Source organism: Shewanella sp. DNRA4, from assembly GCF_012843185.1.
In the GTDB taxonomy this organism is placed as follows: Bacteria; Pseudomonadota; Gammaproteobacteria; order Enterobacterales; family Shewanellaceae; genus Shewanella; species Shewanella xiamenensis.
On record NZ_JABAIP010000001.1, the window covers coordinates 61,501 to 76,569 of the forward strand.

At 50.3% G+C, this 15,069-nt stretch carries 6 protein-coding genes; 2 read left to right on the top strand and 4 right to left on the bottom strand.

Going from position 1 to position 15,069, the window contains the following annotated elements; genetic code table 11:
- Position 1: 1 nt before the first annotated feature.
- Genes HG547_RS00255 through HG547_RS00265 form a run of 3 tightly spaced genes read right to left on the bottom strand, consistent with a single transcriptional unit; the run spans position 2 to position 10,943 of the window.
- Entirely contained in the window at positions 2-2,434 is a 2,433-nt protein-coding gene (locus tag HG547_RS00255; protein WP_348981352.1) for a PfaB family protein, read from the bottom strand.
- Positions 2,431-10,077 (bottom strand): type I polyketide synthase, encoded by a 7,647-nt coding sequence (locus HG547_RS00260; protein WP_169546545.1) that lies wholly within the window; start codon positions 10,075-10,077, stop codon positions 2,431-2,433. Before HG547_RS00260 ends, HG547_RS00255 begins: the two co-directional genes overlap by 4 nt.
- The gene (locus HG547_RS00265; RefSeq protein WP_169546546.1) at positions 10,074-10,943 is read right to left on the bottom strand and encodes a transcriptional regulator; all 870 of its coding nucleotides are present in this window, start codon (positions 10,941-10,943) and stop codon (positions 10,074-10,076) included. Before HG547_RS00265 ends, HG547_RS00260 begins: the two co-directional genes overlap by 4 nt.
- 369 nt (positions 10,944-11,312) lie before the next feature.
- Between HG547_RS00265 and HG547_RS00270 the strand changes: the two genes are divergently transcribed.
- Positions 11,313-12,293 carry a 4'-phosphopantetheinyl transferase superfamily protein gene (locus HG547_RS00270; protein WP_348981353.1) on the top strand — a complete coding sequence of 327 codons (981 nt, stop codon included), beginning with the start codon at positions 11,313-11,315 and terminating at the stop codon, positions 12,291-12,293.
- A 157-nt stretch (positions 12,294-12,450) separates the two neighbouring features.
- A complete protein-coding gene (locus HG547_RS00275) occupies positions 12,451-12,996 on the top strand; it encodes a hypothetical protein (protein ID WP_088585832.1) in 546 nt (181 codons plus the stop codon).
- Positions 12,997-13,059: 63 nt separating this feature from the next.
- On the opposite strand, the gene HG547_RS00280 is transcribed toward HG547_RS00275, so the two are convergent.
- Positions 13,060-15,051 carry an alkyl sulfatase dimerization domain-containing protein gene (locus HG547_RS00280; RefSeq protein ID WP_140906860.1) on the bottom strand — a complete coding sequence of 664 codons (1,992 nt, stop codon included), beginning with the start codon at positions 15,049-15,051 and terminating at the stop codon, positions 13,060-13,062.
- Positions 15,052-15,069: the final 18 nt, after the last annotated feature.

Consider the following 15,069-nt stretch of genomic DNA (forward strand, 5'->3'; position numbering starts at 1 on the left):
CTCAAAGGGGTTCTCCTTCTTGGAATACGTTTGAATAATGGCCTAATGCACTGGCTGAATGTGGTGCTATCGTTTTCGCTGCAGTCTTATCCGCACCGGGAGTGGCTGACTGAGCTGCCGATTGAGGCATAAGCGGCACAAGGGAGAGTGGCACTCTATGGCTGATAAGTTGAGCTAAACATTTGAGTAAACTGGTGATCGTATCGCTGCCCTTGGCATTACATGCCATGGCTAATATCGGTTGTTCCTGTGTTTGAACGCCATCGGCGCTCAACTCTAGTTGGCGGCCGATTTTATCGATAAGTGTGCTGGTTTGCCGATCGGCGCCCACTTCAACAAATAAGCGCGCACCTTGGTGATACGCGGCGTTAATCAGCGCGGTAAAATTCAGCGGCGCACAAAAGGTGTCAGCAATACTCTTGGCAATGCTTTGGCTATCGATGCTGACTGTACTTTGCTGAGCTGCGCTAATGAAACGCACCTGAGTCTCGCAGGCATTCGCCTTTAAGCCCAAGGTATAAAACCCTTGGATAGCACTGTGCTGTGACTGCGATGGCGGGGTATGCATGGCGGTGACTTTATTGCTGTCAATGCCACGCTTATTCAGCCTTTTAAGGAGTTGTAAGCAGCTTGCTTCGCAGCCCGCGATAATACAGGTATCGCCCTGTTCGATGGCTAGATATACCCGTGGAAAATCATTCAGCAGGGCATTAATTTCGGAGCGAGAGGCTCGCACTAAAAAGCTATTCCATATTAGCGGTGCATCTTCATTCAACTGCCAATCGCGGCGCACCGCAAGCAGTGGGCCTGATATCTCCTGATTGAAGATGGCGCTGTTTTGGGTGGCGTTAATCAGGGCATGTGGCGTTTGCCAGATATCTAAACTTGCCCACATGGCCGCTTCACCCATGGAATAGCCCAGAGCCAGTTGCGGTTGAATAGTAAAGACTCGAGTTAACAGCCGACTAAATAGGTAACTGGCGCCAACACCACTAATCGCAAGCTGACTTAAGCTCATCTCTGCTGCATCTTTTACGCTTACATTAATTGCGGTTTTCGCATAAGCAGCGCCTTGGTAAATCGCCTCGGCTTGCAACATGGCGGCTAAATTCCCTTCGCGTTCAAGCTCGCGATAAAGCTCAGGGAAATAGCCATGTAAGTCGCTGAACATATTCGGGTAAACCGTGCCAACGCCGGGGTAGACAAAGGTTAAGCCCGTATCGCCGAGGGGCGTTGGCGTAAAATAACTGCCCGAAGGAGTTTTAAAGGCGAGATTGGCCGATGGCATTAACACTGGCGTTTGGGCTGGCGTTGGCGCAGGAGTCTGTTGCGTCTTTTCAATATAAGCGCGCATCGCCTTGGCTTCTTGCATTAACTCCTCAAGGGAGCCCGCCATCAGCACTAAGGCTAATTCATCCTTTGCTTGATAGCGCTCAAACCAATCACTGCCTTGGCTGCTGAGCCAGTTCGTATCAGGTAGGCATGCCGATAAATCTAATGAATCAATCAGTTGCGATAACTGTGCCGTTAAAGACTCAAGCGTGTTGCCGCTGATGGGAATAAACAGTCTGTTGGCATTAAGCAACGGCTGAGCAATAAGCCGAGTGCCTTGGGTCAAGATAATGCTCTGGGCTGTCTGAGCTTGAGGGGCCTTATTCAAGAGATTACCCAAGGGCTTATTCAAGATATTCCCCAAGAGATTTAGGCTTAACACCCTTGCCTGATGGGGCTTGGTAAACCAATAGCCGTTCTGCGCGGTTTTTACTGGCTTTTCAGCGCGCAGTTCAGTGTGTAGTTCAGCCAGTTGCGCTGCATCAGCAGCATCAAGCATTGGGGCAATGCCTTGGAGGCTGCGGTGACTTAATGCCTCAACCGCTTGAGATAATACATTCAACTGACTGGCAAGATTGCCTGCCTGCGTGTAGCCATTAACCGCCTGAGTACAATCGCGTTTCGCCAAGGTAAAAGCGCTGTTTAAGCAGCGCTCGACTGTATTTGTATTGATTGTATTTGTTTCTTCGGCTGTTTCAGCTTGGATTTGCACTAATGCTGAAATATAAGACTCGGCATGCAGATGTAACTGCGCGGCAAGCAGGCCATCGAGCAGATATAGACTACGAACTTGCTGTTGATATTCAAAGCGAATTTCAACGAGCTGTTTCTGCGCAATATGGGCGAGTTGCTCGTTGAGTAAGCCAACTAAGGTTGGCCCATCTGTCGGTTCATCAGTTAATGACTTATCTGCGACATTCAGTTGCACCCGAGAGGCCAGCAGGCGCTGCAGCGCAGTGGTATCGGTTTGAGTATGGCTAAGCACACTCTGCATCCAGCCATCACCAAGCCATACGGCTATTCGCAGTGGCTTGGCATTGGGATGCTGACTGTTTAGTGCCGCATTGCTTAATGCGGCATGTGCGCTTGGGTCGAGTGTCACTTAACACTTACCTCGGCCATGTTTTGGATTGATGCCTGCACTTGCGCCAGTTGTTGAGGTTTATTGGCCAAAAATGCTTGGTTAAGCGTCTTACTGATCGTGACTTTTGCTCGTTTCATCTCGCAGCTTAATCGGCCATCTTGATGATAAAGCGCTATATTGGCTTCAAGTGAACGGGACGAATGCTTGAGCACATCCAGCACTAATACCGCCTTCTCGCCAAAACCTAAGGGCGAATAGGATACGAACTCACCAATGGTACTGGGTAAGCTTGCCGCTTGATATTTAAGGCGCGCCCACACGAGCATGGCCTGCAATAACAGATCTTCGGCAAAGGGTTGTGTGCCCTTATCCTCAAGATTTGGCGCAAACTCGCCGCAGTCAACTAATGCTACCGCTGGCTGGGCTACCTTAGCGATAAGCTGCTGGTCATCAAAGGCGAGTACTTCGCTTATGCCTTGCAGTCTTGGGCCATGGAATAGTGTGCCATCGCTGTAGAGCGATTCGCGGTTCGCGATAGCGGGTTGCTGCGTTATCTCCTCTATCAGAGAATGCAACTCGCCAACCTCCAAACCCTGTGCGTCTGGCATATCATCCGTCTGCGCCACTAACACTGCCTGATACTGCGGGCGACCTTCAAAGCTAATCAGCGCTGCTAACGCCTCAGTCGATTGCTGTGCAGCGTCAGCAAGCGGCGTGAACATCAATTCGAGCTCAATAGGCGCATCGCGTGCAAGCAGCGCCTCATCGAAGATGATCCCCTTGAGCAGTCGATAATCGCTGACACTCACCGCCTTACCTAAATGGGCCTTGGCGGCCTCACGCATCCAATCGATGGCGCACACCGTCGGCAACACCGCATGACCATTGATGCAATGATCTTCAATAAATCTCATGCGTTTAGGATCGAGGCTGCGTGTGACGCGAATACTCTGTGGCACAGTTTTGACCATAGGCTGCGGATCTAACGCCGTGGTTAGATCCGCTTTAGGCTTTTTTGCTGATGCAGCTTCAATGGCATTGGCGGTATTGCCCTGCATATCGGTTCCGACCAACAGCTGCGCCCCGGTATCACTCAATAATTGGCTGGCAAATAACTCGGCACCGGCTTTGAGTGGAATGACATAAACTCCACGGTCGATAAACATTTTCTTCAGCGCAGGATTGACCATGCCACCATCCCAAGGGCCCCAGTCAAAGCTCATCACCTTGGCTTGTGGTAATTGCTGCGCGAGTTGCAGCGCGGCCTTATTGAGAATGTCGTTAGACATGGCGTAGTCGCTCTGGCCGGTATTGCCGTAAAAACCCGCCGCCGAAGAGAACAGGGCGATAAGCGTTAACTGGCTAAGATCCAGTGCCAACAGCAGATTGTTAAGTCCGGTCACCTTAGTGCCATAAACGCGCTCAAATTCGCTTAAGGTTTTGTCTTGAATATGTTTATCGGCAAGTACGCCCGCGCCGTGGATAATCCCCGTGATGGGCGATAGGGCGCTGATAGGCGCAATCGTGCTGGCAATGGCTGCTGGATCGTTAACATCCAGGCTTAAGTATTCGGCGCTGGCGCCCACGGCTTCAAAGGCCTGCAAGGCATGGCTGATTTCAAGGCTGCTTTGTACTGGCCAAACTAAGGCATCCACTTGTTTGGGTGTGGGTTTATCACCCAGGCTTTGTAGATGTGCGATGGCAGCGGCTTTCAGCTCGTTGCGATTTTTACCCTGAGCCCAAGCGGGGATTCCCTGATGGGCGCTGCGACCCGCGAGGATAAAATGTGCCTTGCAGCGTTTCGCTAAACTTAAGGCGCACTCGAAGGTGACGCCCTTAGCGCCGCCTGTGACAAGGATTTTGTCCGCTGACGAGAGAGAGGCGCCACTGCGGCGAAGCACGGCATTGCCTGCAACTAAGGTCGTGCGCTCAAGCTCGCTATCAATACCGACTTCGACTGGCGCATCTTGGAGGTAGTATTCCTGCACTACCGCATTAGCGACCGTTTTAGCATCCAAGTTCGGTGCGATATCCAGCGCGCGGCAGACCACTCCTGGCCACTCGTGATTTAAGGTTTTAGTGAGTCCAAAGAGCGCTGCTTGGTTGAGTTCACTCTGACTGATGAGGGCGCCTGCCGACTCGTCCATGCCAATATAGCCAAAGCCACCGTCGATACGGCTAACTGTGACAAAGCGGCAATAGTCACGTTCAGTTAACAGCGGTTGCAGGTGCTTGGCGAACAAGAAGGCTTGCTCGACCGAAGCTTTAGCTTCGTCTGCCAGCACTAAGCCTGCACCTTGATCGGCAACGGACTTATGCTGTGGCTGCAGATGAATAAAACCGGCGATTTGGCCAAGTGCTTCAATCTGATTGATGACCGCACAAATGCTTTCATCATCAATCGCCTCTAGCGTGAAGCTGGCAATATGGCTATCGAGTGGCGATGCACTGGCCACAACCGTTTTCGGTGAGCGTACAACCGCGACCTTAACGCCTTGGGCGTGAAGCTTTTCGGCAATCACCCCCGCGTTGTGGCCATCGTCGCCAATAACGACGTAACTGTTTGCCGTCAGTTGAACATCGCTAGTTGCTATGATGCGCGCTAACTCAGCCGCCGCTGTCAACTTTTTTAGCATCACCTCACTATGGGGCGGCAGGTCGATAGTTTCCTCGACGGTTTCTGCAGTTGCCTCTTGAATCTCTTGAATTGTCGCAGCATGATTTTGCTGTGGCGCCTCACTTGATGGTTGCGAACCCGCATAGAGGGCGACAATCTCACCCAAGGTGCGACATTCGGCTAAATCCTCTGGGCTCAGTTCTGGCAGGTTTGGCAGTTGATCTTGTACTGTGCCTAGAATTTCCACGCGCTTGATGGAATCGATACCAAGGTCAGCTTCCATATCCATACTGAGTTCCAGCATTTCAACGGGATAGCCGGTTTTATCGGCCACGACCGCCATCATAGTGCGTTCAATCTCGCCATTAGATAGCGCCGCACTTGCAGCAACTGTACTTTGTGAATGGGGAATTGCATGAGTGCTTACTGCTACGGCTGCCGATGCGACAGGAACTGCTTGGCTAAAGAGCGCCACAATTTCCCCTAGGGTGCGACACTCGGCAAGATCTTCTGGGCTGAGTTCTGGCAGGTTGGGTAACTCGTCCTGCACTGTGCCTAAAATTTCCACGCGCTTGATGGAATCGATACCAAGGTCAGCTTCCATATCCATACTGAGTTCCAGCATTTCCGCGGGATAGCCGGTCTTGTCGGCTACGACCGCCATCATAGTGCGTTCAATTTCATCATTAGAAACCGCCGCACTTGCAGCAACTGCACTTTGTGTCGCATGGCTGACTGTGGCCGCAGCTGTTACGGCTGTCGATACTACAGGAGCCGCTTGGCTAAAGAGCGCCACTACAGGAGCCGCTTGGCTAAATAGCGCCACAATTTCCCCTAGGGTACGGCACTCGGCGAGATCCTCAGGGCTGAGTTCTGGCAGATGTGGCAATTGATCCTGCACTGTGCCTAGAATTTCCACACGCTTAATAGAATCGATACCAAGGTCAGCTTCCATATCCATACTGAGTTCCAGCATTTCAACGGGATAGCCGGTTTTATCGGCCACGACCGCCATCATAGTACGCTCAATTTCATCATGAGAAACCGCCGCACTTGCTGCTACTGCACTTGCGAGTACTGCATTTTGTGTCGCATGGCTAACTGTGGCCGCAGCGGTTACAGGAGCCGCTTGGCTAAATAGTGCAACGATTTCCCCTAGGGTGCGACACTCGGCGAGATCTTCTGGGCTCAGTTCTGGCAGGTTTGGCAGTTGGTCTTGTACCGTGCCTAGAATTTCCACCCGCTTAATAGAATCGATCCCAAGGTCGGCTTCCATATCCATGCCAAGTTCCAGCATTTCAACGGGATAACCCGTTTTATCGGCTACCACTGCCAGCATGGCGGTCTCGATTTGCTGCACGACTGACTTCTCGGAAAGCGCGCGAGTTGCTGCCGCCACAGTTTGCACTTGTGGTTGCGCTAATTGTGGCTGGGCAACTTGGGGTTGCTGAACTTTGGGCTCGCTCACAGGCACAGCAGTCACTTTTGGCTCTGCGACTAAGGCTTGAACCACGGGCGCCTGCGCTGGAACGACAGGCTTTGCCGCTGTAACTGCCACTGGTGCAACCTCCACAGGTGCTGCTTGAATGGGGGCTTGAACCTGAGGCGCTGGCATTTGGCCGAGTAGGGCTAATGCCGCTTGGCTGCTGCTGGTCTGCAATTGCATAAATTCAGCATGGCTCTTTAGGGTTTGTGCCTGATGCTGGTGGAACAGCTCCATCGAGCGTTGCAGGCTCTCTGGAATGGCGATGCCAAGGCTTGCCATTTTGGCTTGCTCTGCCATCAGGGCACTGACGGTATCGCCGTATTGCTGCGGGATCGCTAAAAATTGTTGATGTAATTGCGCGGCCTGGGTTTGGGCGGCAAAAAAGGCGCTCAGGGCATCTTGATTCGCCTGTCCAGTGGTAAAGCTGGTTGGCTGTGCAGGCGTTTGCTGTTGAATATTATTGCTATTTTGTGCCACGGGCTTTTCCACTTCGACAACCTTTTCTAGAATTTTTTCGACAATCACTGGTTTTTCAACGACTTTTTCAACCACTTTCTCAACGAGGCGATCCACATACTGCACTTGGCTGGTAATTTTGCCCGATTGCAGCGAATCGACCATTTTGTTGCGGGTCGCTGGGCTGATGTAGTTGGTCGCGTTGAGCTTGATATTCATGGCTGAAGGCGTTGCTGGCGCAATCAATTCGGCTTGATAAGGGTCGATTTCCCCCAGTGTTACCCCCGCAACCGCCAGTTGCACCGCAGCGCTGCGCAGTTGGCTGTCACTATCGCCCTTGGGATTCGGGTTAATGCTGATAAGGCAAAGCTCGTTTAACTGCGCAGCTAAGGTATTTTCTGCCAACTTTTGCAGAATGTTTTTCGGGCCGAACTCGACAAACACCCGTGCGCCTGCGGCATACATAGCCTCTAGCTGCTCGCTAAAGTGCACCGATTGCAACATATGATCTTTAAAGGCCGCTTTGATGGCGTTGGCATCGGTAGGGTGTAGTTGACCAGTGCCATTGGCATACAGGGCAATCTTTGGCGTGTTGAACTGAGCCTTATCAATGGCTTCGCTAAAGGGCTTTTGCGCATGGGCAACCAATGGCGTGTGGAAGGCACCGGAAACGGGCAGGACTATCGCCTTAAAGCCTAACTCGCCAATGGCCTTAGCGGCCTGTTGTGTGGCAGCGGTAGCGCCTGCAATTACCAACTGAGTGGGGGAGTTGTAGTTGGCAATCTTGACGTCGTCAAACTGCGCAAGGCAATCGTTGATAGCCTCAATATCTTGTTTTTGCTTAAGAATAACGGCATACATAACGCCAGCATCACGACTGGAGTCGGCATCCTGAGGTGACTGCGCCATTGCCTGTCCACGTTCAAAGGCAAGCTTGATGTAGTCATCCATTGAGATAACGCCTGCGGCGCACAGGGCCGAAAGCTCACCAAAGCTATGGCCTGCGAGCATATCCGGGGCGAAACCCGCCTGAGTCAACAGGGTGTACTGCGCCATAGAGATCGCGCCGATGGCGCTTTGGGCATACAGAGTATTTGTTAACGCACTTTCCTGCGCTTTTCTCGATTCATCATCGAAGGCCGGGATTGGGTACAGCACGCTTGAAAGCGTCGCCTGACCACGGTCGCTAAACACTTTATCACTGGCGTGAATATGGCGACGAAGCTCGGGGAAGTTGTTGGCAATTTCCAGTCCCATATTCAGGTACTGTGAGCCTTGGCCGGCAAATAAGGCCGCGACCTTGTGGTTATCCTTGACCAGAGCCTGGGCGCGGAAACTTATCCCAGAGGGCAGTTGCCAGTTCTCGGCGCTATTGGATTCTAGCTGCGCTATCGCTTGCGTTAACAGAGTCTGTAACTGGGCATAGTCCTTGGCGATAAAACCAAGCCGGGCCGATTGCGGTGCTAGTTCACGCAGGGCGTAGGTTTTTGCAAAGGCAACAAAATGGGCATCAGAAAGCTCTGCCTTAGCCGCAGTTGCTTGCTGTAGCGCGTTTTTTAACTCGCCCAGCAGTGCGGTTTTGTCGGCGGCGGCAAACAGCCAGCTTTGCGCCACGCTGCGCTGGCGATAGGCGTCATCTCGCGCGTGCTCGGGGTGATATTCTTCGAGCACTAAATGGAAGTTTGTGCCCCCAAAACCGAAGGAGCTGATCCCTGCGCGTCGCGGCGTATCATCACTGCGTTGGATCCAAGGGCGCGCCTCGGTATTGAGATAAAAGGGTGAGCGAGCAATGTTTAATTTAGGGTTAGGCTGACTGACGTTTATCGTAGGCGGCAAGACTTTATGGTGTAGTGCTAATGCTGCCTTAATCACACCCGCTGTGCCCGCAGTGGACTTAGTATGACCCACCTGAGATTTAACTGAGCCTAAGGCAATATGCTGTAACTGCTCATTATCCTTAGAAAATACCGAGGTCAAGCCATTGAATTCGGCCACATCGCCTGCGGCTGTGCCTGTGCCGTGGGCCTCAATCAAGCCAACGGTGTGCGGCGCAAAGCCTGCGTCATCATATGCGCGCTCTAATGCCTTGGCTTGGCCTTCGGGGCGCGGCGCATAAATGCTCTTAAATTTACCGTCCGATGAAGCGCCCACGCCTTTGATTACCGCATAGATACGGTCGCCATCGCGCTCGGCATCGTCGAGGCGTTTTAAGGCGACCATACTGATGCCTTCGCCAATCATCATGCCCTTAGAGTCGATATCGAAGGGTTGGATTTGCTCATTGGTCGTAAAGGCGGGCGTCTTTGAGAAACTCATATACATGTAGGGCGAGTTGTCGGTACAGACACCGCCGGTGATCATCATGTCGCTGCGACCTTCGGTCAGTTCGGTCAGCGCCATACGCATGGCGGCAAGCGAACCTGCACAGGCGGCATCGACGACGCAGTTCATTCCACCTAAATCGAAACGGTTGGCGATGCGTCCGGCAATCACGTTGCCAAGGGAGCCGGGGAAGGAGTTTTCTTCCCAATGGACATATTGATCTTGGAATTTTTTGATCAGCAGCTCGCTATCTTCATCGCTCAGGCCACTGCTTTTAAATACTTTTTTCAGCACTGGATATTGCAGGCGCGCATTGAGGCTATGGCTTAGCTTTTGACCACCACCGATTCCTAGGGTGATGCCGATGCGGTCACGGTCGTAATCGTCTGGCAGATTGGCATCCTGCAAGACTTCCTTGGCGACGACCAGTGAGAGTAATTGTGAGCTGTCGGTGAGTTCCAAAATATTAGGCGGCAGACCAAACTCCATCGGATTGAAGTCGACCTCAGGCATAAAGCCACCGCGTTTGCAGTAGCTCTTATCGGCCTTGGATTTATCTGCATCGTAATAGTCATCAATCGACCAGTGGGATTCGGGCACGTCGGTGATGGCATCAATCTTGTCGCAAATTAAATCCCAAAACTTATTTAAATAGCGGGAGTTAGCAAAGATACTCGCCATGCCAACGATGGCAATCGGCATATCTTTTAAGCGTTTATTCAGTCTCTTATCGGCTTTTTCATCGGTTGATAATTGAGGCTGTGAAGGGGTATGGCTCATAACGAGTCTCCACTGGCAAAGCGTTTGGCTGTTGCCTTATTAAGGGATTTAGCGATGGCTTTTGGGGTTTGTACGCCGGGAAAGCGGGCTAAAAAAGTGTGGTAGTTGCGTACCAGCAATTTACGCAGATGAAACGGCCCATCCTTCAGCACATAGGCGATGTAGCGATTGGCCGCTTGGGTGTTACTGTCTTGATAAATATCGATATAAATCCAATCTGTCTTGCTATCTATACCAAGGAGCACTGATTTAGGCTCGGCTTCGGTTAATTGCGGTGGCAGCGTTAATGACACCACTTGCACTACGGTGTCGCCATCTGTGCTTGGCAGAGCGAGTGCTTTTGCTAAGGTTTCGGAGTTAACCGTATAGGTTTGTACGTCGCTGCCTTGGGCAATCGGTAATTGATTAAAATACTGTTTAGGGACAAGTTCTTGATCAAACTCATCGAGGCGCGATACCCCGTAACGCTTAAGGCAGCGGGCTAACCCCGAGCGGGACACATTAGGGTTGATAAAGGTTTGCGTCGCTTTAAGTAGCCTATCGAGCGGCAGTTTTAGCTGATACCTCAGTCCCACCACCACATATTCTTCAATTGGGGTGAGGGTGGTATTGAGGTGATGTGGGGTATTCGGGCTGTCGTTCACTGACTCGCGCTTACGCCATTTACGCACTGTGGCTTCGGTAATATTTAAAATTTTGGCGAGCTGACTCACACTCAATTCAGATTGCTGAATAAAGTGGCGCATTTCCGGCGTGGTGGTGGCATTACGGTGCCTTGCCGCGTTATGGCGAGACTTTTTCTCTGTGCTCAATTTCTTTATACGAGCATTATCAGAAACTTGAGTGTCGACTTTTGGAAAACTCATACTTGTTAGTGCGGTCCCATCATTATTATTTTCACCCCACATAATCTATCGGGACTGCATGATATTGCCATTTTAACTGAGTCAACACTCATGCTTAAAAGAGGCTTAAAACCCGTGTTTTTGGGTGTTTTACAGTACACAGTGGTGATGCAGATTACCCTAGGTTTTTGCTCGATACAATCATATGGGACTTGAAATGGTTTTTTAATGATCAAATTGTTTTCGAACAAAGCAGCTAAATGCGATTTCATCAAAAATAGTTTTTAAAATTCAGTTGGTTATTGGTAAGGTTCAGATATTGTTCGTCAGCCGAGCAGAACTGAGTAGAATAGGGCTGCCGTTAAACTCAGGTGTTATTGAGATAACTTAGTGAATATTGAGATTTTTTTTATACCATTAACCGAAATGGATGCGGTTAGCACGAATGCCTGTATGGCGCTCTTGAGTGAGGACGAGCGCGCTAAAGTGGCGCGTTACCGGGCACCCAAGGCACAAATGAATGGCTTATTGGTGCGAGCGGCACTGCGTTGCGTCTTATCCCAAGGGCTGCGATCTCGCGGTGAATCCTCAGCTTACTCCTCCCAACGACAGATTGCGCCGCAGGACTGGTGTTTTGAATACGGTGAAAAGGGCAAACCCGGCCTCAGCCATGAGCAGTTTCTGTGTACTGGCATGGAGTTTAACTTAAGCCACAGTGGCGACTGGTTATTGATTGCCTTAGCGCAAGATGATGGCAAGGGAGCCGCCGCTAACACTGCGCAGCCCCGTTTAGGCTTGGGGGTGGATATCGAGCGCTCCCGCGCCAGCACTAATATTTACCCGATCCTGAATCATTATTTTTCCCCGATTGAAGCCGAAAGCTTATTAGCCCTTGAAGGTGAAGATGCGCAGCGGCAGCGCTTTTTTGACCTTTGGGCTCTTAAGGAATCCTACATCAAGGCAACGGGTTTGGGCTTAGCACAGTCGCTGAAATCCTTTGCCTTTGACTTAGCACCAAACAGTTTACTGGCGGTTGATGATGGCGCGCTGCAAGCTGCCGAACCCCGTCACTGGGTTGAGCTTAATCAGAGGCATAACGTTGCTTTACCGAGCCAAGCTAAGCACCGTTCTTATCTTCAACTCCCCTCGCATATTCAGCTTTATTCCAATATTAAGCTGTTGATTGAACCTAGAACAGCACTCGATGCAACAAGCTCTGGTGTACAGCATTGGCAGGGGTTCTTTGGTCGACTTAATGATGAATATCGTTTTGGTTTGAGCTTAATGCATAGTCATAGCTTGGGGAATGTGGCGATTTCCATGCAGCTAACCAGTATTACCGGATTACTGGCGGCATGCTCAGTCGTCTAATGTACTCAGTGGCGATAAGGCTTTTGCTTGCAATGAGTCACTTTGAATTTAGATTACGGTTTTTTAGCTGAGTTTGTTATTCCTTCCTTGATTATTCATTTTAGATTAAACCTCGCTCGCTATAGTCATGCAAGAGAACTCACTGATAAGGTTGTTAATGATGAAATTCAAATGCCTTTTATCGACTAGCACTTTGCTACTGCTCGGTGGCTGTGGCTACTTTGGTGGCGATGAAAAACAGCAATTAGAGCAGGCATGGCTTGCTCAAGATCCGCAACTACAGCAAGTGGTTGAGCAAATTCGCAGCCGCGGACTCGATGTTGTGGCTCAAAGTGCGGCGGCGGGCACAGTGTCGGCCTGCGTGACAGAGAAACTGACGCAAGATCCCTTAGGTAAGTTAGTCAATGTCGAAGGCGCCTTAGTGGAGTCGGCCAAGGTGACAGAATTACTCGGCGACCTACAGAAGCTAATGGAACAAGAGGTGAGTTTTGATCAAGTGGCAAGCTTGCTGCAAAAGGGCGCCGATGCCGCGGCCTATGCGAAAAACCTTATTGAGCAGCAAGGATTAGATCAAGCAATGCAAAGCCTTAAACAAATGGCACTGGCGAGTGAGCAATTTGCTCAGCAGGATTTAGGCACGCATTTTCAGCAGTTATTGTTGGAGTGTAAAACCACATCCCCAGCGACAAGCACTGCCAACTAACCAGTGTGAACGTCACGCCTTCATCCTATAAAAACGCCCTGAATATTCAGGGCGTTGAATTATCTACTTGGTAATCGGCGGTAGTGGGACAATTTCAAAGTTGGCATCGAACTGGACTAAGGTCGACATAATTTTACCGAAAGCGGTTTTATCGCCTTCCAGTTTGGCACTGCCGTTAGCCAGCAAGTCTTTAAGGGTCGTTTTACCGAGTAAAATGCCGGTAATATAACGCTTATCAATATAAAGATTGGTATCAGCCTCCATCGGTTTATCAACTTGAATATTGCTTAAATTACCATTGCTTAGCTCTACATAGAGCGTTTCTTTAGTGTCAGGATTAATCACATTAAGCCTTAACAGCCCAAGCTCAGCGGCCTTGATGCTATCGACTTTGACGGCGAGAAAGTCAAACAGGGTTGAGATATCCATTTCACCTAAAATATCAGCTGAGGCTGATTTAGGTGCACCGGGCTGGACTCCTGTGCGTAACTCTTGGGCACCCGTCAGATAAATATTGCGCCAGCCAGCGCCTTCGGCTTGATAACCCAGTTGTTCATAGGTATCGGCAAGTAATTGTCTGGCTTCAGTGTTATTAGGTTCTGCCATCACGACTTTATTGAGTGCGGTGGCTACAAAACGGTATTCGCCTTTGGCATAGTCGGTTTTGGCATGTTTAAGCACGGCGTTAGCGCCGCCCATATACTCAACAAATTTGGCGGATTCATCCTTTGTGGGTAGTGGGTTTAAGTTGGCCGGATTCATATCAAAATAGCCTAAATACATGTTGTACACGGCTTTAGCATTGTGGCTATAGGTGCCGTGATAACCATTGGTATACCAAGTATCGCGCACGGCTTGAGGGATAGTGGTTTGAATCGCATCGCCAATATCTTGAATACCCACCCCATTATTGGCTAATCGCAGGGTTTGATTATGGACTAGGCCATAGTTATCCCTTTGCATTCTTAAGTAGGCGTTGACATCCGTATTACCAAACACGGGCGCGGAGTGTGCTTCAAACAGTACCTGCGCATCATCACCAAAGCGTGTTAGCAACGCATTGATATCTTTAGACCATTTGATGGCATCCCGTACTTTTGCCCCACGTAAGGTGTAAATGTTGTGCATGCCATGGTAGGTGAGTTCAGCCGTCCATAGGGCCTTCATTGAGGGAATATAGGTGGCCATTTCCGACGCAGCTTCGGTGCCCGAGGCATCCATAAACACCATTTCGATACCATCGATAGTTAGCGTTTCCCATTTATCTTTGCTGTTAAGGGTGATATCGGGTTTTACATAGGTGACTTCGCCTTTGGATAAGCCTTTGGCAAGTGCGGCATCGACAATGCCTTGTTCATTGCGCTCTAATGTGGCGCCGTATTGATAGGCGGCGCGGCGACTCATGGCATTTCCTGCGAGGACGTTTTCGTCAACAATTTCTTTGGTGATGTTATGGGAACCATAGACTTTGACGTTTGGAAACATGTCTTTAATGGCGCGGGAACCGCCAAAATGATCTCCATGGCTGTGGGAATAAATCATCGCGACCACAGGTAAATCATTGCCCTCTGGTAAATGTTTAAGCGCAAATTCCAATGACAACTTTGCCGATTCTTTGGTGAGTAGCACGTCATACAGGATCCAGCCTGTTTTACCGCGGATAAGGGTTAAGTTGGCTAAGTCGGTGCCGCGCACTTGATAGATGCCGTCGGTGACCTTGTATAAGCCGTTAGACACCATATTCAACTGGGCCTGACGATACAGTGACGGGTTAACTGTGTCAGGAGTTTTATCGCCAATAAAGCTGAAATCGGCCCGTAAAATCGCTGCCGTAGGTTCATCGAGTTCGGCGATAAGATTCTTCGAAAACGCTTCAAAGGCTTTTTTATCGGCAAAGTTAAGGGTGGCTGCTGTGGCCTTGTTTACCTCTATGGTTTGTTTGGTAGCAGGCTTGCCTTGATAGTGCAGGCTGATGTGTTCATGCTCGTGTTCAGCGGCGACTGCGCTTAAGGAGAAGCTAGCGATAATACTGATTGTCATCAAAGATTTTTGCATCATTTTACCTACCGATAA